General features: G+C 63.8%; 16 protein-coding genes. 8 read left to right on the top strand and 8 right to left on the bottom strand.

Annotated features, from left to right (window positions below):
• Positions 1-145 precede the first annotated feature (145 nt).
• From ACVINW_RS20900 to ACVINW_RS20890, 3 genes are all read left to right on the top strand, one after another.
• Positions 146-694, top strand: coding sequence for a cupin domain-containing protein (locus ACVINW_RS20900; protein WP_018273259.1), 549 nt, complete (start codon positions 146-148; stop codon positions 692-694).
• A gap of 67 nt (positions 695-761) precedes the next feature.
• Complete coding sequence (locus tag ACVINW_RS20895) at positions 762-2,288, top strand: lysozyme inhibitor LprI family protein (RefSeq protein ID WP_456753019.1); 1,527 nt, start codon at positions 762-764, stop codon at positions 2,286-2,288.
• Between the two features lie 94 nt (positions 2,289-2,382).
• The gene (locus tag ACVINW_RS20890) at positions 2,383-2,787 is read left to right on the top strand and encodes a DUF4864 domain-containing protein (RefSeq protein WP_456753018.1); all 405 of its coding nucleotides are present in this window, start codon (positions 2,383-2,385) and stop codon (positions 2,785-2,787) included.
• On the opposite strand, the gene ACVINW_RS20885 is transcribed toward ACVINW_RS20890, so the two are convergent.
• From ACVINW_RS20885 to ACVINW_RS20875, 3 genes are all read right to left on the bottom strand, one after another.
• Positions 2,765-3,946, bottom strand: coding sequence for an alpha/beta hydrolase family protein (locus ACVINW_RS20885; RefSeq protein WP_456753017.1), 1,182 nt, complete (start codon positions 3,944-3,946; stop codon positions 2,765-2,767). The genes ACVINW_RS20890 and ACVINW_RS20885 overlap by 23 nt on opposite strands.
• Positions 3,947-4,330: 384 nt before the next feature.
• Positions 4,331-4,951, bottom strand: a complete 621-nt coding sequence (locus ACVINW_RS20880; RefSeq protein ID WP_456753016.1) for a MarR family winged helix-turn-helix transcriptional regulator — start codon at positions 4,949-4,951, stop codon at positions 4,331-4,333.
• Positions 4,952-5,422: 471 nt separating this feature from the next.
• Complete coding sequence (locus ACVINW_RS20875) at positions 5,423-6,976, bottom strand: porin (RefSeq protein WP_456753015.1); 1,554 nt, start codon at positions 6,974-6,976, stop codon at positions 5,423-5,425.
• A 145-nt stretch (positions 6,977-7,121) separates the two neighbouring features.
• Between ACVINW_RS20875 and ACVINW_RS20870 the strand changes: the two genes are divergently transcribed.
• Entirely contained in the window at positions 7,122-7,781 is a 660-nt protein-coding gene (locus ACVINW_RS20870; RefSeq protein WP_456753014.1) for a MarR family winged helix-turn-helix transcriptional regulator, read from the top strand.
• A 131-nt stretch (positions 7,782-7,912) separates the two neighbouring features.
• On the opposite strand, the gene ACVINW_RS20865 is transcribed toward ACVINW_RS20870, so the two are convergent.
• Positions 7,913-9,064, bottom strand: a complete 1,152-nt coding sequence (locus ACVINW_RS20865; protein WP_456753013.1) for an MFS transporter — start codon at positions 9,062-9,064, stop codon at positions 7,913-7,915.
• A gap of 191 nt (positions 9,065-9,255) precedes the next feature.
• Entirely contained in the window at positions 9,256-9,699 is a 444-nt protein-coding gene (locus tag ACVINW_RS20860) for a hypothetical protein (RefSeq protein WP_456753012.1), read from the bottom strand.
• Between the two features lie 268 nt (positions 9,700-9,967).
• On the opposite strand from ACVINW_RS20860, the gene ACVINW_RS20855 reads away from it, so the two are divergent.
• The 4 genes from ACVINW_RS20855 to ACVINW_RS20840 all read left to right on the top strand — a co-directional run bounded on the left by ACVINW_RS20855 (position 9,968) and on the right by ACVINW_RS20840 (position 13,572).
• On the top strand, positions 9,968-10,177 hold the full coding sequence (locus ACVINW_RS20855; protein ID WP_456753011.1) for a hypothetical protein: 210 nt from the start codon (positions 9,968-9,970) through the stop codon (positions 10,175-10,177).
• 191 nt (positions 10,178-10,368) lie between these two features.
• A complete protein-coding gene (locus ACVINW_RS20850) occupies positions 10,369-10,578 on the top strand; it encodes a hypothetical protein (RefSeq protein WP_456753010.1) in 210 nt (69 codons plus the stop codon).
• Between the two features lie 307 nt (positions 10,579-10,885).
• Positions 10,886-13,018, top strand: coding sequence for a flagellar biosynthesis protein FlhA (gene flhA, locus ACVINW_RS20845; protein ID WP_456753009.1), 2,133 nt, complete (start codon positions 10,886-10,888; stop codon positions 13,016-13,018).
• Between the two features lie 353 nt (positions 13,019-13,371).
• Positions 13,372-13,572 (top strand): hypothetical protein, encoded by a 201-nt coding sequence (locus ACVINW_RS20840; protein WP_229188127.1) that lies wholly within the window; start codon positions 13,372-13,374, stop codon positions 13,570-13,572.
• A gap of 313 nt (positions 13,573-13,885) precedes the next feature.
• Here ACVINW_RS20840 and ACVINW_RS20835 read toward each other — a convergent pair whose 3' ends face one another.
• From ACVINW_RS20835 to fliJ, 3 genes are all read right to left on the bottom strand, one after another.
• A complete protein-coding gene (locus ACVINW_RS20835) occupies positions 13,886-14,860 on the bottom strand; it encodes an anti-sigma factor (protein ID WP_456753008.1) in 975 nt (324 codons plus the stop codon).
• A gap of 3 nt (positions 14,861-14,863) precedes the next feature.
• Positions 14,864-15,409, bottom strand: a complete 546-nt coding sequence (locus ACVINW_RS20830; protein ID WP_456753007.1) for a sigma-70 family RNA polymerase sigma factor — start codon at positions 15,407-15,409, stop codon at positions 14,864-14,866.
• Positions 15,410-15,644: 235 nt separating this feature from the next.
• Entirely contained in the window at positions 15,645-16,064 is a 420-nt protein-coding gene (gene fliJ / locus ACVINW_RS20825; RefSeq protein WP_456753006.1) for a flagellar export protein FliJ, read from the bottom strand.
• Between the last annotated feature and the right edge of the window lie 82 nt (positions 16,065-16,146).

Below are 16,146 nucleotides of genomic sequence, written 5' to 3'. Positions count from 1 at the left end.
ATGGGTTTCCATAGTCGGACCACGCTTCCCAGCACTCAACAAGTCCTTTTCTGCCGCAGTACAAGCCATTGATCTTGTTGAGGCGGTCTGCGACTATTTGTTCGATCCGCAACACCTGCAACAGCGGCTTGCCAAGGGAATTGTCATGAGCGTCGATATCGGCGGACGGCTGCGATTCATCCGCGCACGGCACAAGCTGTCGCAGCGCGAGCTCGCCAAGCGCTCCGGCGTCACCAATTCGACGATTTCGCTGATCGAATCCAACCAGATGAACCCGTCGGTCGGCGCGCTGAAGCGGATCCTCGACGGCATCCCGATGGGGCTCGCCGAATTCTTCGCGATCGAGCCGGAGCGGCCGCGCAAGGCGTTCTACCGCGCCGACGAGCTGACCGAGATCGGCAAGAAACCGATCTCCTACCTCCAGATCGGCGACAGCCTGTTCGGACGCGCATTGCAGATCCTGAAAGAGCGCTATGAGCCCGGCAGCGACACCGGGCGGGTGCCGCTGGTGCATGAGGGTGAGGAAGGCGGCATCGTGGTCTCGGGCCGGCTCGAGGTCACCGTCGACGACGAGCGGCGCGTGCTCAACGCCGGCGACGCCTATTATTTCGAGAGCCGCCGCCCGCACCGCTTCCGCTGCATCGGCGCGAAGCCGTGCGAGGTGATCTCGGCCTGCACGCCGCCGACATTTTGAACCCGGCGCGCACGGCCGGCGACCCAAGGCGCAGGGGCCGCATGGCGCGGCCCTGCGGATGACGTCGATGCCTTGTGGTTCACGGCTTGCGGCCGCCGTCGCGGCCATCGCGGTCCTTGCCTCCGGCCCGTCGGCTGCGATGGACGATGATCTGCGCGCCTCGAGCAGCGCACCGACCGCGATCAGGCTGTGCGGCAATAGCGGCGATGACCGGATCAAGACCGCCGACTGCAAGAAGGCCGGCTATGACAGGCTGGTGGCGCAGATCGACAAGGCGTTCGATGCGGCAATCGGCAAGTTGCCGGCCAATGTCAGGCCGCTGCTGAAGCGCGACCAGGCCTGGTTCAACGAGATGATCATCGACGCAGCGGAGGTGCTCACGGACGCCAACGAGGACGAGCTGAAGCAGGCATTTGCCGAGGCGTTGCGACGCCGGGCGGCAGCCCTCAACGGAATCGCATCCGGCCGGCCCGGCCTGTCAGGCACCTGGGTCAATGCCTTCGGCAGCATCACATTGACGCCGGCCGATAATGGCGCCTATCGCCTCGCCGCCGATCTGCGCGGCGATTATGGCGGCGACCGCAAGCGGAGCTGCAAGCTGACCGCCGCGCTGAAGCCGTCGGGGACTGGCTGGCTCGCCGGTCCCGCGGTGATCGAAGCCGACGCCTCCGCCGACAAGGCGAAGACCGACGCAACGGCCGCTCCAGCCAAGCCGCCGTCATTGAAACTGCGCCGCCAAGGCGAGACCCTGCGGATCGTCGGAAGCATCGATGACGAGGATTGGGACGGGCTCAACGACTGCTCTTCGATGTGGCAGATCACCGGCAGCTATTTCGCCGCCGGCAAGGACAACGCATTCGACAAGGCCGACACCGCCTTCGTCGCCCCGACCTTCGACTGCACCAGACCGGAGAGTGCGACCGACGAGGAAATCTGCGCCGACCCTGATCTCGCCGACAACGACCAGCGGCTGAACCGCGCCTGGAAGGCGCTGCAGCCGCGGCTCGACGACGCGACGCGGCGCGCGCTGATCGACGACCAGCGCAACTGGGTGAAGAGCCAGGCCGCGCAATATCCGGAATTCCTGCATCCGGCCTGGAATAAACAGAGCTCGCAGGTCCACTTCACCGTCGACGCGCGCGATCACGTCAACGGCTTGCAGCGGGAGCGGCTGGCGCTGCTCGAGGGCTTTGACGACAAGCGCAGCGGGCTTGACGGCATCTGGCTCGCCTACAACGCCATCATCAAGGTCTCCACCGACAAGGACGGCACGATGAAGGCGGAGGGATGGAAGTGGGACCAGGGCGACTGGAAGGCCGGCTGCGACTACGAGATGACGGGCAAGATGGTCGGCGGCGCCTTCCGCTCCGACGAGCCGCGCAAGAATCCCGACACGCTGGAGCGCGACCACGCCATGCTGATCGTCAACCGGCAGGACGACGCCTTCGCCAGCAAGCGCACCGGCAAGGACGGCACCGAGGACAGCGCCGACGAGGCAAAATGCAAGCGCCGGCTCGACAACTCCTCGACCGCGCGGCTGTTTCCGGCCCGTCCCTCGCCCGACATCGACAATTTCAAGGGCTCGATCCGCTGACGAGGCAGCGAGCGCCCTGCCTGCGTCATCTCAACCGACGGAAACCAGCCTGTGATAGGGTGCGTATCTGCCGGTATCCGAGAAGGAGCCCCGCATGCGCGCGATCGCCCGCATTGCCGCCATTCTGTTCGCCCTCGCCGCGCCGGCCATCGCCGACGACCTCAGCGCCGCGCAGGACGTGATCCGCGCCCAGGAGCAGGCGTTCGGCCGCGACGATGCCGCCGGCGCCTATTCCTACGCCGCGCCCGCGATCCGGCAGATCTTTCCGCAGGCCGACATCTTCATGTCGATGGTGCAGAACCAATATGCGCCGGTCTATCGACACCGGAGCTTCGAGTTCGGCGAGGCGCAGAGCGCGGGCGACCGGATCGCGCAACGCGTCCACATCGTCGACGCCGATGGCGAGGCGTGGGAGGCGCTTTACACGCTGGAGCGGCAGGCGGACGGCAGCCTGAAGATCACCGGCTGCTCGCTGCTCAAGGCCGGCCAGGCGGTGTGATCGCGGGATCGGATCGCTGCGCGTGGCCCTTTCCCGGCCCGAGCCTGTCTTCGAGCCAGTCGAAGATGACCTCATTGGCCAATGTCGGGTTGTCGATATGTCCCTGCATGGCGGCGGTTTCGCCACGCCGGAACAGGATCAAGCTGGCGTCGCGATGGACGCTGCTCAGCTGGTCGCCGAATTTGGCCAGGGCACCCGGCAGCAGCCAACCGGCTTCACCGGCGGTGACGAGCAACGGGCAGTCGATGCCGCGTGAAATCGCGTTGGCTTCTTCGATCCAGCAGATCTGCCTGTCGTCGCCGACCTGCCGATGGAAGAAACTTCTTTCGTGCAGGTCCCACATTCCGGCGTCGCAAACCGCCGCGGCAAACCGGGCATCGCTGGCCGCCGCGCGGGCGACGAGCGAGGAATTGCAGGCATCCGCCACGATGGCGATCCGCGTGCGATCGACGCCGGGCATTTCCGAAAGAAAGTCCAGCACACGGCTCATGGCGGCTTCGAACTTGTGGCCCTCGAGCCGTTCCGGCGGCAATGCCGTCTGGCTACCCAGCAGATCCACCGCGAGCAGCGCGAAGCCGCGCTCGTTGGCGTGAGCAGCGTATTTGGTGATCAGCTCTTCCTTGTAGGAGCCCGGCTCGCCGATGCAGACGATGACCGGTCCATCGTCGCGAACAGCCGGCGGCAGATAGCAGGCCTGAAGCGACAGGTCGTCGGTCCAGGGAATCGAGAGCAGCCGGCCGGCAGGAACGCGGTTCTCCAGGAACTTGACCGCGCATCGCCGCATGCCGTCGACGGCACGCTTCAACAGATCGTTGGAGTAGCCGGGAGGTCTCGCGGCGGCGTGAAAGTAAGTCGTGGCGCGAAGCCAGTTGCGACGGGCGGTGATCATGTTGCCGCTCAGCGACGACAATTCGGCCCTCGCCTCGTTCAGCTCCGCGGTCTTGATCCACTCCGCCGACCACGAACTCTCCGAAGCGAGGTCGATCTTGCTGAGGGTCAACCAGCATTCGGAAACCGTCGAGCCGCCCTCCTGTGCGGCGGCCAACAGCTTGATGAACTCCACCGACAGATCCTCGCGATCCGGCCAGGCGGGCCAGCCCTTGTCATCGAACTCGACGCTGCTCGACGAGACGCCTTGCGCTTCATGGTGGTCATGCATGTTTCGTCAACTCGTTCGCACCCGGCTCCGCTGCCGGTACGCGTTATCGATACGAGTCCGCCAAATCGCGTCGACGATCCACCGCTTCGGCTGCCGCGCGACGTTGGCGGCGAAATCGCAAACGCCAGTCACCCAGCTCTCCTAAGAAATTATTCCAATGCGGCTTCATATAATTGAAGTAATTCAGCGGCAGCAATCGTCGATATGGCGGCGCAGGAATGCATTGCGCTTATGCCTGAGGGGCCGAATGTTGCCGCAGCAATCATTTGCCTAGTGGATGCTCAATACACCTCCCCTGCGTTGTCCAGCTCGCCTGTCGCGTGTGGCGAACCTGCTCTCGGCGCAGGCACCCTCACGGGATCGCGAGAATTGGTAGGCCGCCGGTCACTCGACTGTGACTCTGCCGCGCAGCCCCACGGACGCGCGACGGCATTGCGCCGTTCGATCAGCACCGGACAGCTGGAAAGCGACGGTATTGTTGTCCTTGACGAGGTAGCCTTGCACCGCCAGCGCACGATCGCTCGACTTAATGAATCGTTCGACAAGATCGAGGAAGATCGAGAATTCCTCATCGTTCATGCAATCGAGCCAAACGTCATTGACGTCGGACTGCATCGGCGCCAGCGAGTCGAGAAGGGCGCAGCCGGCCGGCGTGACGGTCAGCTTGGTCCGGCGCCGATCATCCAGATCACCGGCCTTTTCGACCAGCCCCAGCTCGGTCAGGTGCTGGATCGCTTTGGTGACACCCGCGCTGGTCAGCCGGAGATACGCAGCGACGGTGACCGGGAAGACGTCGCCGCTGGTCTCGAGATAACGGATCGTGGTCAGGACCGTGTACTGAATGCCGGCGATGCCGGCTTGCGCCGCGTAACCCTGGGTCAGGTGGTGATGGCGCGACGACAACGAATGCAGGCAACCCGTGAGGCGCTGCACTTGCAGCTCGGTCGTCTTCACGGGTCGACCGGTTCGCTGCGCCGAACCAGACGCCGCCGCGGAATGGGCCATCGAAGGTCTGCGGTGGCGGTTCGATCTCGCAATTGCCTTCGGCATACTGTGCCGCACTCCAACCCTAATTAGATGATATAGTCATATAATATTCTGCTCGTATCGCACATCACGATGCGGAGCAGTTTTCGATGCCGGGCTTCACGAGTCCGTGCGCCGCGGCAGCGCGACGGTTTTGCACCGTGGGATCGGTTCACAGCCCTGAAGCGCGCGCGATCGGATCGCTCAAAATGAAGAACCTCCGGCAGGGCATTGCCGGAGGTTCTGGAGGTTAGTTCATGAAGATGTGTAATGTCTCCTCATCATCATGGCCGGCAGAGCAACCGACGCTTGGTTTGTACATGATACACTAATGTTAGTAAATCATACAACAGGCTCTTCTTTCAAATTCGGAAGACGCTTTCAAAATCAAAGCCCCGACAGTTTCCCGTCGGGGCTCTGTTTGGCGATCAAGTCCGGATCAGCCGGATATTACCAGTTGCGCTGCGCGCGGAGCAGCAGGGTCAAGGTGTCCTGATCCTTCAGCTCGTACACCGCTGCCGGCTTGCCGATCGAGGCGCTGCCGGGATAGGTGATCGTGCCGGCGTACTTCTGATCGAGGTGGGTGTAGGTCAGGTCTGCCGAGAAGGTCAGGTTCTTGACCGGAGTCCACTGCGTCTGCGTGCCGATCTGCGCAATGTTGTAGTCCGGGTTGCACGAGGTCAAGCCGGCGGTACCGAACACCGCGCCGAACGAACCGCCAACACCGCTGCCGGTTGGTCCGCAGATCGCAGACTTCGCCGTATCGTTGTAGTGAATGCCCGCGTAAGCACCGTAGATGCTGGTGTTCCAGTTGGGGCTCCAGTTATGGATATACGCACCGCGCATGCCCCAGGTCTGGATCAACTGCTGCTGGCCGCCGTTGACGAACACGCTGTCCGGAGCCATGCCAAAGCCGATGCTCTGATAAGCGCCAGGAATGTTGGTCCCGCCGAAGTAGGTGACAGCGCCGGCGATCGACAGATCCTGGATGTTGTAACGGGTTGCACCGTCGGTGTAGACGCCCTGAATGTTGATGGTATCGCCAGGTCCGGTCGGGATGTTCTTGATCGACAACGCCAGCTGAGCAGCCCAGCCCCACTTGTCGTCCGGATGACCGGTCAACTCGGTGCCGCCATAGTATGCTGCGTGGTTGTCATGCGCCGCGAACGACGCCTGAAACAGGCCCCAGGCCTGGTCGACACGGAGAGCCGCGACGAGGTCGGGAGAAATCGTGCCGGCATAGTCGCTCGCGCCATAGGCACCGAGGGCACCGCTACCGAGCGTACCGAGATTCTGCACGCCGGCCTGATAGTAGGCCGACTGATCCTGAGCCGACAGGGCGAGCGACACGCCGTTGCCGAACTGCGCGGTGTAGGTGAACTGGTTGACACCCGTGACCGTGCCGCCGCCGCCGACGAGACCGTCGAAGTTGTTGCCCGGATAGTTGGTCCACGGCGCCGAGAACTGCGAGACCGCCTTACCGATAGTGAAGCCCGCGAACTGGATAAAGGCGTAGTAGACGCCAAGCGTACCGGCAGCAACGCCGCCCGAGGTCGCGTTGTTCGGAGCGGCCGCCGTTCCGATCGGCGAGTAAACCGTCGCGCCGTTGCCTTGCCCACCGTAGGTGTCCGACGTCCAGCTGAAGGTCAGGTCGACATAGGTGCGAACCACGCCGTACTCGGTCGCGGTGCGGGTGTCGACGTTGAGGTCTTCACGCGAACGCCAAGTGTAGCCGTTGGTGAAGCGATTCTGTGCGCCACCAGCACCTGACGTGTTGCCGGAGGCGTCCGAGTTCGTGTTCGCGAGAACGTCGGCGCGCAAATAGCCGCCCAGCTTGATGCAGGTGTCGGTGCCGGGGATGAAGTAGAAGCCCGGACCATAGAGCGAGCAGACCTTCACGTATTCGACTGCCTTGGCCTTGACCGGAAGGTCGGCCGCCATGGCGCCGCTGCTTGCGACGAGAGTTGCCACCGAGCCCAACAAAAGGCCCTTAACGATCTTCATGCTATCCTCCAAGTGATGCCTTGCACTGCTGGCAAAGCGACAAAAGTTCCCGTTCCCGAAAACCGCTGCCGCGCAGCCATTTTCAAGATGCTCGTGGTCAACTCGGCCACTGCAGGCGTGAGATGGTGGATGCCCCCCATCTACGATGCGGAACAATGCAATTGGGCAGTCACATATTCAACTTATATTAGTTAGTCATTCTATCTTTGCGCACCCCTGTGTCATTCAGGCAACGCATCAACCAACATTTTTGTCAGGCCAGCTTCAAAAATCGCTCGATATCTGTGAAGATGAATTTTTGTTAAGGATGGTCATGACCGAGCGCAGATCGACCGACAAACTGCAAGACGCGGCCGAGCGACTGGCTTGGGAGATCGTCTCGACCAGCATGCGCCTTGAGGAATTGCGCAGCATCTGGGCCAAGATGATCGGAATCACCGGCCCACAATGGATGATCATGACCGTGCTGGCGAATGCCGAGGACCGCAATGTCGGCCTGCCCGTCGGCGCGGTGTCACGGGCGCTACGCGTCGATCAATCGTTCGTGGTGACGCAGTCAAAGCTGCTCGAAAAGAAGAACCTGCTGCGCCGGAAGAGTTCGACCGAGGATGCCCGGGTCGTGAACCTGTCGCTGACCGAGCACGCCAAGAAGCAGATGGCGAACCTGTCTTCGCAGCGCAAGGAATTGAACGAGTTCGTCTATGCCGATCTCGATCTACGTGAATTGCTGCAACTGACGGGCAAGATGGATTCGATCAAGAATCGCCTGGAAAAAGCGATCGCGAAAATCTCGGTCGATCTCTAACCGCTGCGCACTTTTCCGGATCATGGCATTTGCTGGGCATGATCTCCTCGGAAAACCGCCGCGCACTTTTCCGGATCATGCCAGTTGCTTGGGCATGATCTCCTCGGAAAACCGCCGCGCACTTTTCCGGATCATGCCAGTACCAGCCGATGTCGCGCCCGCATCAGCAGCAGCAGGATGATGCTGACATTGAGCAGGTTCCAGGCGAGGCCATTGGCGAAGGCCGCGGCATAGGAGCCGGAGGCGTCGAAGATCACGCCGGAGATCCAGCCGCCGAAGGACATGCCGAACACCGAGGCGAAGATCACGATGCCGATCCGGGTCGCGGCCTCCGAGGCCGGCATCGCCTCGCGCACGATGATGGCGTAGCTCGGCACGATGCCGCCCTGGAACAGGCCGAACATCGCCGAGATGATGTAGAGCGAGGTCAGGCTGTCGAAGAACAGGTAGAACAGCAGCGCCGCGCCCTGCGCGATCGAGCCGATCAGCAGCGTGCGGATGCCGCCGATCCGGTCCGCGAGGAAGCCGGAGCCGATCCGGCTGATGATGCCGAATCCGAGCATCAGCGACAGCATCTCGGCGCCGCGCGCCACGCCGTAGCCGAGATCGCCGCAATAGGCGACGATGTGAACCTGCGGCATCGACATCGCCACGCAGCAGGAGATCGACGCCAGCGACAGGATCGCGGTCAGCGCGTTGGTGGACAGGCGAAGGTCGACGCGCGGCGGCGGCGCGTTGACATGGCTGCGCCGGGTCGCCGCCCCCATCAACACACGGAGCACCATCAGCGCGAGCGTCATTGCGACCGCGGTGAAGATGCCGATCGCGATATGGGTGGTGCGCCAGCCGACACTCTGGATGCCGAAATTGACCAGCGGCGGCCATACCGTGCCGCCAACATAATTGCCGCTGGCGGCGATCGCGACCGCGAGGCCGCGGTAGCGCTCGAACCAGTGCGAGGCTTCCGCCATCAGGGGGCCGAAGGTCGCGGCCGACGACAGGCCGATGGCGAAATGCAGCAGGATGAAGGTCCAGATCGACGGCGCATAGCCGGCGCCGACATAGCCGAGGCCGAGGATGCCGATCCCGGCGCCGATCGCGGCGACGATGCCATAGCGATCGCTGATCTTGCCGGTTACGACCTGGCCGATGCCGAAGCCGAGCATCACCATGGTGAAGGCGAGCGAGGCCGTTCCGCGCGTCGCGCCGAAGTCGGCTTGCACCACCGGCAGCGCCACCACCACCGACCACATGCCGACGCTGCCGAGCGAACCGATCACCACGGCGACGACAAGACGGAGCCATGCCCGACGCGAGTCGGGAATGAATGATGCGACTTCAGGAGAAAATTCAGAAGAAATTGCCACGGCAGCCGGAACTTCGTCGGCATTTGCCTCAAGGTCAAGCGCATTGCCGAGAGATTAGGCATGCAGCAGCAAGGGGACGCGCCGAACTCACCAACGCGTGAAGTGCCTCAATTGCCGTAGTTCGGATCCTGCGCCTGGAACGGGCCGCAGCTCGCGCCGATGCCGAACCGCTGATCGAAATCCACGATGCCGCCGCTGACCGGGATGCGGGTCGGCGGCAGGCCGCGGGTGTACTGGTCGACCGTGACAGATTTCTTGTCGGCGCTCATCGTCACATGCACCGGCTCAAGGCCCTTGCCCTTGTTGAGCTCGGTCAGATCGAGCGTGTAGAAGCCGTCCGCTGTCTTGCCGGCAGCCATGCCGCCATGCGGCGCGAACACGACCGATTGCGGCAGGTAGACCTCCATCAGAACGCCGTTCCCCTTGCAGGAGATCATGCGGATCAGCCAGGTCCGGTCGTCCGGCAGCGTTGCGGCCGATGCCGGCACCGAAAGCAGCGCAATTGCCGCAGTAAGAGCTGCCGTGACGGTTCGTCCGGCCCGGTTCGACATGGAGGCCTCCGGCGGCTGAGTGGCGTTGTTGGCGTTTGGTCGGAGACTGCGCCGCGAAAGTTCAAACGGCGTCGTGCACTGCAGCGGTCGCGACGACCCGATCGACCGGGAATATCGCCCATCGTTCCGCGATCCATGCTGACGAGAAAACTGCTACAATGCGAGCCGGTTCACATTGGCGTCCCGCCACCCGGACCTATCATCCCGCCGGATGGCGCGCAGCTCGCAAGGTATCAGGATCGAAGCGCTTAACTGTCGGAGGGTCATCATGCATTCGTCGTCAGCAGAGTGGTTGCCCGTTGCGTCGGCGCCATCGGACCGGGAGCTCGAGGTCTGTGTCCTCGACTATGATGGCATGGTGCATGCGCTGATGTTCCCCTGCCACCGCGACGGCGCCGCGTGGGTCGACCATGCCGGCAGCAAGCATCCCGACATCCAGCCGACGCATTGGCGCAAATGGATGCCGTCCGCCAACTAGCGCCATCATGACCGGACCGAGACGGCCACCGCCGATCTCGCACCGCTCGTGAAATTGAGCTAGACTTGCCGTGTGAGGTTCAAGGGTGGGCCAGGAGGCTCGTCATGGAATCACACGTGATCCCTTTTGAAAATCGCTGGACCAACGGCAAGCATGCCTGGGAGTAGCATTGCGAGCTCGAATGGCTGGGCGTGCCGGTCGTTCGGACGATGTATTGCGAGCATGAGACGCACCGTCCCAACAAGTCGGCCGTGGTGTTCGATATCCCTGCGGGCTTTGTCCACGACTGGCTGGCCTTCCACGACCGGCGCGACGCCCGGCGGCAATTGCTGTGGCGCGCCAGCGTCATCACGCTCGGCCTGATCGCCGCGTCGGGCGCGGTGCTCGGTGTGCTGAGATAGGCCGCGATCCCGCCCCGGAACAGCCGGACGGTCCGCCCCGCCCTTTCCGGCCGGGAATCCTTAGGCCAATCCCCTGCTCGAACGCCTGCGACGTCCGGCGCGGCCCTTCCACGGCACTTATTAACCCTTTGCTAACCATACACCCGGCAAGAATTGCCGAGTGAAGTCGAGTGTCGTCGAACGCGTCTAACGGGCGGAGATCCCCGTGAACGCCAGCGCGGTGCCTCACTTTCGGAACGGCGGCCCTGCGGCCGTCGCGCAGACGCTTGGCGGCCGCGGCCGCCAGTCGCGGGGGAGAGCGGCTACCATGGTCGACGTCACGGCGGGTCAGGGCACGGCAGGCAAGAGCGGATTGCCGAGCCTCGGCGAGATCGGCGACATCCTCAAGCGCGGCGACCTCGCGCTGGCACTCGGCGTCCTCACCATCCTGGTGGTGCTGATCCTGCCGCTGCCTTCGATCGTGCTCGACCTCTTCCTGGCGGTCTCGATCACGGTCTCGATCCTGATCCTGATGACCTCGCTGTTCATCCAGGCGCCGCTGGAATTCTCCTCGTTCCCGACCATCCTGCTGATCTCGACCATGCTGCGGCTGTCGCTGAACATGGCCTCGACCCGGCTGATCCTGAGCCATGGCCACGAGGGCACGGCTGCTGCCGGCCACGTCATCGAGGCGTTCGGCAATTTCGTGATGGGCGGCAACTTCGTGATCGGCATCATCGTGTTCGCGATCCTGGTGATCGTGAACTTCGTGGTCATCACCAAGGGTTCGGGCCGCATCGCCGAAGTCGCGGCGCGCTTCCAATTGGACTCGATGCCCGGCAAGCAGATGGCGATCGACGCCGACCTGTCCGCCGGCCTGATCGACGAGAAGGCCGCCAAGGAGCGCCGCAAGGCGCTGGAGGACGAGAGCGGCTTCTTCGGCGCGATGGACGGTGCCTCGAAATTCGTCCGCGGCGACGCCATCGCCGGCCTCCTGATCGTCGGCATCAACATCGTCGGCGGCATCATCATCGGCGTCGCCCAGCAGGGCCTCTCCTTCAGCGAAGCCGCCCGCACCTACACCGTGCTGACGGTCGGCGACGGCCTCGTCACCCAGGTGCCGGCGCTGATCGTCTCGACCGCGGCCGGCCTGTTGGTCTCCAAGGCCGGCATCACCGGCGCCGCCGACAAGGCGCTGATGCGCCAGCTCTCCGGCTATCCGCAGGCGCTCGGCATGTCGGCTGGCGTCATGCTGGTGCTGGCGCTGCTGCCGGGCATTCCGACGCTGCCGTTCCTCGCGCTCGGCTCCGGCGCCGCGGTGTTGGCCTGGAACGCGCGCAACCAGAAGCGGGCGGCGAAGGCGGCCGAAACAGCGGCAGCGGCTGCACCGGCTGCGGCCGCGGCCGCCGCCGCTGCCGCCGCGGAGGAGCCGATCGCCGCCGCGCTGAAGATCGACGACCTCAAGATCGAGCTCGGCTACGCGCTGCTGCCGCTGGTCAACGGTCCCGACGGCACCGACCGCCTCACCGAGCAGATCAAGGCGCTGCGCCGCTCGCTTGCGATCGAGATGGGTTTTGTGATGCCGGCGGTGCGCATCCTCGACAACGTCCAGCTCGAGGCCAACAGCTACGTCATCAAGATCAAGGAAGTCGACGCCGGCACCGGTAAGATCTGGCCGAGCCAGTTCATGGTCATGGACCCGGCCGGCAACCAGGTGCAGCTCCCCGGCATCCACACCATGGAGCCTACCTTCGGCCTGCCCGCGACCTGGGTCGACGCCGGCCTGAAGGAAGAGGCCGCGCTGAAGGGCTACACCGTGGTCGATGCCGCCACCGTGCTGTCGACCCATCTGACCGAGCTGCTCAAGACCAACATGGCGGATCTGTTGTCCTATGGCGAGGTGCAGAAGCTCCTGAAGGACCTGCCGAAGGAGCAAGGCGAGCTGATCAAGGACATCGTGCCGAGCCAGGTTACGGTGTCAGGTATCCAGCGCGTGCTGCAATTGCTGCTCGCCGAACGGATCTCGATCCGCGACCTTTCGACCATCCTCGAGGGCATCGCCGATGCGCTGGCGTTCTCGCGCAACCCGGCCACCATGGTCGAGCATGTCCGCGCCCGGCTGGCGCGGCAGATCTGCGCCCAGAACACCTCGCCGAACGGCTATCTGCCGCTGATCGCGCTGTCGGCGCGCTGGGAGCAGGCATTCGCGGAGTCGATCGTGGGCCAGGGCGACGACCGCAGCCTGGCGATGCAGCCCTCGAAACTGTCGGAGTTCATGACCGCGGTGCGCAATGCCTTCGAGCAGGCGGCGCGCGAAGGCGAGGCGCCGGTGCTGGTGACATCGGCCGCGATCCGGCCGTTCGTTCGCTCACTGGTGGAACGGTTCCGCTCGCAGACCACCGTCCTGTCGCAGGCCGAGATCCATCCCCGGGCCCGGCTGAAGACCGTCGGCAGCGTGTAGAGCGTGCGTTCTGATCGGATCGGAACGCTCTAGCGGCCGCAAATCATTTGCGTTTTCGTCTGTGTTTTCTCGCCACAGGCAACTGATTTATGTGGAACGGACCGGATCGGCCCCATCTGGAATGCAACATTCCAGCGTCAGACCAAGCTACTGATATTACAAAGCTTTAGTTCGATCCAGGATTACCAAAGCGTCATTTTTGATCGCGACCGATCACGTCTCATCACGCCCTTGTGATGGCCTCTAGGGAACGGAATCGGCAAATCCTACGTTAGCGAGGCACGAGACGTTGAACCGGGCAACAGACCAGACCGACAGATTTACTGAGAGCAGGAAGGCGGCAGGAGACTTCCATGAACCACTCGATCTACAGCGCTGATCGTACGACGCACCTGAAGATTGTGGTCGTGGCCTTGGTCGCCGGTATCCTGGTCGCTGGTTTCGGCATCTCGGCGCACAATTCGTCGGACGAGGGTTACACCCAGACCGCACGTGTGATGAAGGCCGGTAAGCCGGTCGCGATCACGAGTTCGGGCACGTCGCTGGTCCGCTAACAGGAGAGTTTCACGAATTCACGTGGTGTTCTTTACAGCCCCCCAAAGTCGCTACGTGGATATTTAAGACCCCCAACTACCCCCAAGTTGACTATCGAAAACGCCCGCTCCCCACGGGCGTTTTCTTTTTTGTGCGGATGGTGGGTTCAACGCCGGTGCCGACTGACGGCGCGCACAGCTCTCTCCACGTCATTGCGAGCGTAGCGAAGCAATCCATCGTTCCGCGTGCTGGGTGACCATGGATTGCTTCGCTTCGCTCGCAATGACAACGAATAGCCAATGCCCACGGCCGCGCATGAGGGAGCGGCAACGCCTACCGGGGCGGCGTGTTCGTCCCGCCCGGCACGGTCTCGATCAGCTTGCCGGTGAAGATCGGCGCCGAGGTCGGCTGGCCGTTCGGCGAACCGCCGGCCTGTTCCACCGTCACCGCGTAGGTCGCGCCGTTGACCACGTCGGGGTCGTAGCCCGACAGCACCGGCCGCGCGGTGAACTCATCGGCGCCGATCACGCCGAGCGAGCGCGGCTGCGGCAGCTTGTCGGAGATCAGCCAGAGCTCAAAGCTCTTGCCGGGCTCGGCGGTGGCGCCGACCTTGCGGACGGTAAAGTTCTTGGTCGCGCCGTCGATGGTCATGATGAAGGCAGGCCCGCCATTCGGCCCCTGCAGCAGCGCGACATATTGCGCCGAAGGCGTGAGTGCCGGCGCCGGCGTCTTCACTTCCACGGTCTGGATCCGCGGCTTCGGCCGGATCGCATTCGGCAACGCGTCGGGCTTGTAGATCTGCAGGCCAAGCGTCACCAGCAGTGCCGCCGCGATCGCGGTCGCCGCCGACGCGATACCGCGCCAGCGCCTCACGCGGCCCGCCAGCGCGATCATGTTGGTGCCGTCGTTGACGCCAAAACGCGGCTGGACCGGTGGCCGCCGGATCTCGGCCGGCTGCGGGATTTCTGACGGCCGAGACGGCTCCGGATCGAACGCAGAGCCGAATTCGGGATCGTCGGCAAGCGGCGGCGCTGTCGTCGCGGCCGGCGTCTCCGGCAGCACCAGCGGCGCCTGCGGCGCGCCGGCATGGCCGATCGCCGTCTTGATGTTCTCCCAGACCACCGGACGCGGCTCGACCAGGCCGACCATCTGGTTCAGCGGCCCCAGCCTGAATTCCCAGGCCTGCACCAGCGCGGCGAATTCGCTGTCGACGGCCATCATGGTCTCGACCCGGGTGCGCTCATCGGCATCGAGCGTACCGAGCGCATATTCCGCGGCGAGCGCGATATGGTCTTCGCTAATGGCCATCAATCAGAGTCCAAGACACTCCCGGATATCCATCAGGCTGCGGCGCAGCCAAGTCTTCACCGTGTTCACCGGCGTCTCGAACTTTGCGGCGAGTTGCTCGCGGCTCCAGCCGTTGTAATAGGCGAGCAGCACGAGCTTCTGACGATCCGGCTCCAAACGACCGACGCACTCCAGCAATCGCTTCAACTCTTCCGTCATCTCACGCCGCGCCAGCGGATCGGGCGAGTCGGCGGCAACCTCCGTCGCAGCCGGCTCGTCCTCCAGCGAGGTTTCGCCGCGCTTGCGCACCACGTCGATGGCCCGATTGCGCGCGATCGACGTCATCCACGTGATCGGGGAAGACAGCGCCGGATTGAACTGCCCGGCGCTGTTCCAGATCTTGACGTAAGCCTCCTGAATGACCTCCTCGGCGAGGTCCTGTCGCCGCAAGATACGGAGCACGACACCGAAGAGTTTCGCGCGGGTGGCGACGTACAGCCGCTCGAAGGCGGCCTCATCGCCCTTGGCGACGGCGGCGATCAGCCAGACCAGCTCAGCCGGCGTCAGCATCTTGCGCCCCCCAAGCCCGCCCCCAAGCCTGCATCCCCCATCGCTTCCTTGCCACCCGCGCTGCCGATCATGGTCTGGACCGGTGGTAGCATATTTTGGGACACCGCCATCCGCCAAGTGCGCTGACGAGTGCTGACAAGTGGCTGAGAGGCGGCCGGCTTGTGGACAGTGCCCAGCAAAAAGCCCGGGCGATCGGCCCGGGCTCGCAAATCTGGTCAGCGGAGGGAGCGAGACTTCAGGCGATGACGCCGAGACGGGCCCGCATCAGGCCGATCGAATCCATGTCGGCTTGCTCGCGGGCGCTCTCCTCCGCACGTTCGCGCGCCTGGTCGCGCTCGTCGAGCAGTTCGACCTTCTTCAATTCCTCGAACGCCTCCGACAACAGCGCCTTGGCGTCGTCGAGCTGGGCGCGCAGTTCGTCGGCCGAGCGGGTCAGGTTTTCCCGGCGCTGGATCGCGGCCTTGGCATAGGTGGGATAGGCGAAGTGCGTGGGGTCGTTGATCCCGGCGCGCTCCTGCTCGGTCTGGATCTCGCGCTCGAGTTCGATGGACATGCGCTGGAAGTCGGCGATCATGCCCTCGATCTGGGTAACCCGGCGGCGCTTTTCATCGACCTGAAATTTCTTCAGGCGGATCAGCGTTTCACGTGACTTCATCGACTCATACTCCCCAGAAGTCCCAAATCTGAACGCGGGACAGAGCCGGCTCCCCGCTGGGCCCCGCCGGCATAGCTATGGT

This window comes from Bradyrhizobium sp. USDA 4461, from assembly GCF_054055655.1.
Note: the sequence above shows the minus strand (reverse complement) of the source record. Positions and strands in the feature narration are given on the sequence as shown.

Bases quoted from the DNA above. Each gene is read 5' to 3' on its own strand.
- ACVINW_RS20900 (WP_018273259.1), top strand. From the start codon at position 146: ATGAGCGTCGATATCGGCGGACGGCTGCGATTCATCCGCGCACGGCAC.
- ACVINW_RS20895 (WP_456753019.1), top strand. From the start codon at position 762: ATGCCTTGTGGTTCACGGCTTGCGGCCGCCGTCGCGGCCATCGCGGTC.
- ACVINW_RS20890 (WP_456753018.1), top strand. From the start codon at position 2,383: ATGCGCGCGATCGCCCGCATTGCCGCCATTCTGTTCGCCCTCGCCGCG.
- ACVINW_RS20885 (WP_456753017.1), bottom strand. From the start codon at position 3,946: ATGCATGACCACCATGAAGCGCAAGGCGTCTCGTCGAGCAGCGTCGAG.
- ACVINW_RS20880 (WP_456753016.1), bottom strand. From the start codon at position 4,951: ATGGCCCATTCCGCGGCGGCGTCTGGTTCGGCGCAGCGAACCGGTCGA.
- ACVINW_RS20875 (WP_456753015.1), bottom strand. From the start codon at position 6,976: ATGAAGATCGTTAAGGGCCTTTTGTTGGGCTCGGTGGCAACTCTCGTC.
- ACVINW_RS20870 (WP_456753014.1), top strand. From the start codon at position 7,122: ATGCGGAACAATGCAATTGGGCAGTCACATATTCAACTTATATTAGTT.
- ACVINW_RS20860 (WP_456753012.1), bottom strand. From the start codon at position 9,699: ATGTCGAACCGGGCCGGACGAACCGTCACGGCAGCTCTTACTGCGGCA.
- ACVINW_RS20855 (WP_456753011.1), top strand. From the start codon at position 9,968: ATGCATTCGTCGTCAGCAGAGTGGTTGCCCGTTGCGTCGGCGCCATCG.
- flhA (WP_456753009.1), top strand. From the start codon at position 10,886: ATGGTCGACGTCACGGCGGGTCAGGGCACGGCAGGCAAGAGCGGATTG.
- ACVINW_RS20840 (WP_229188127.1), top strand. From the start codon at position 13,372: ATGAACCACTCGATCTACAGCGCTGATCGTACGACGCACCTGAAGATT.
- ACVINW_RS20835 (WP_456753008.1), bottom strand. From the start codon at position 14,860: ATGGCCATTAGCGAAGACCATATCGCGCTCGCCGCGGAATATGCGCTC.
- ACVINW_RS20830 (WP_456753007.1), bottom strand. From the start codon at position 15,409: ATGCTGACGCCGGCTGAGCTGGTCTGGCTGATCGCCGCCGTCGCCAAG.
- fliJ (WP_456753006.1), bottom strand. From the start codon at position 16,064: ATGAAGTCACGTGAAACGCTGATCCGCCTGAAGAAATTTCAGGTCGAT.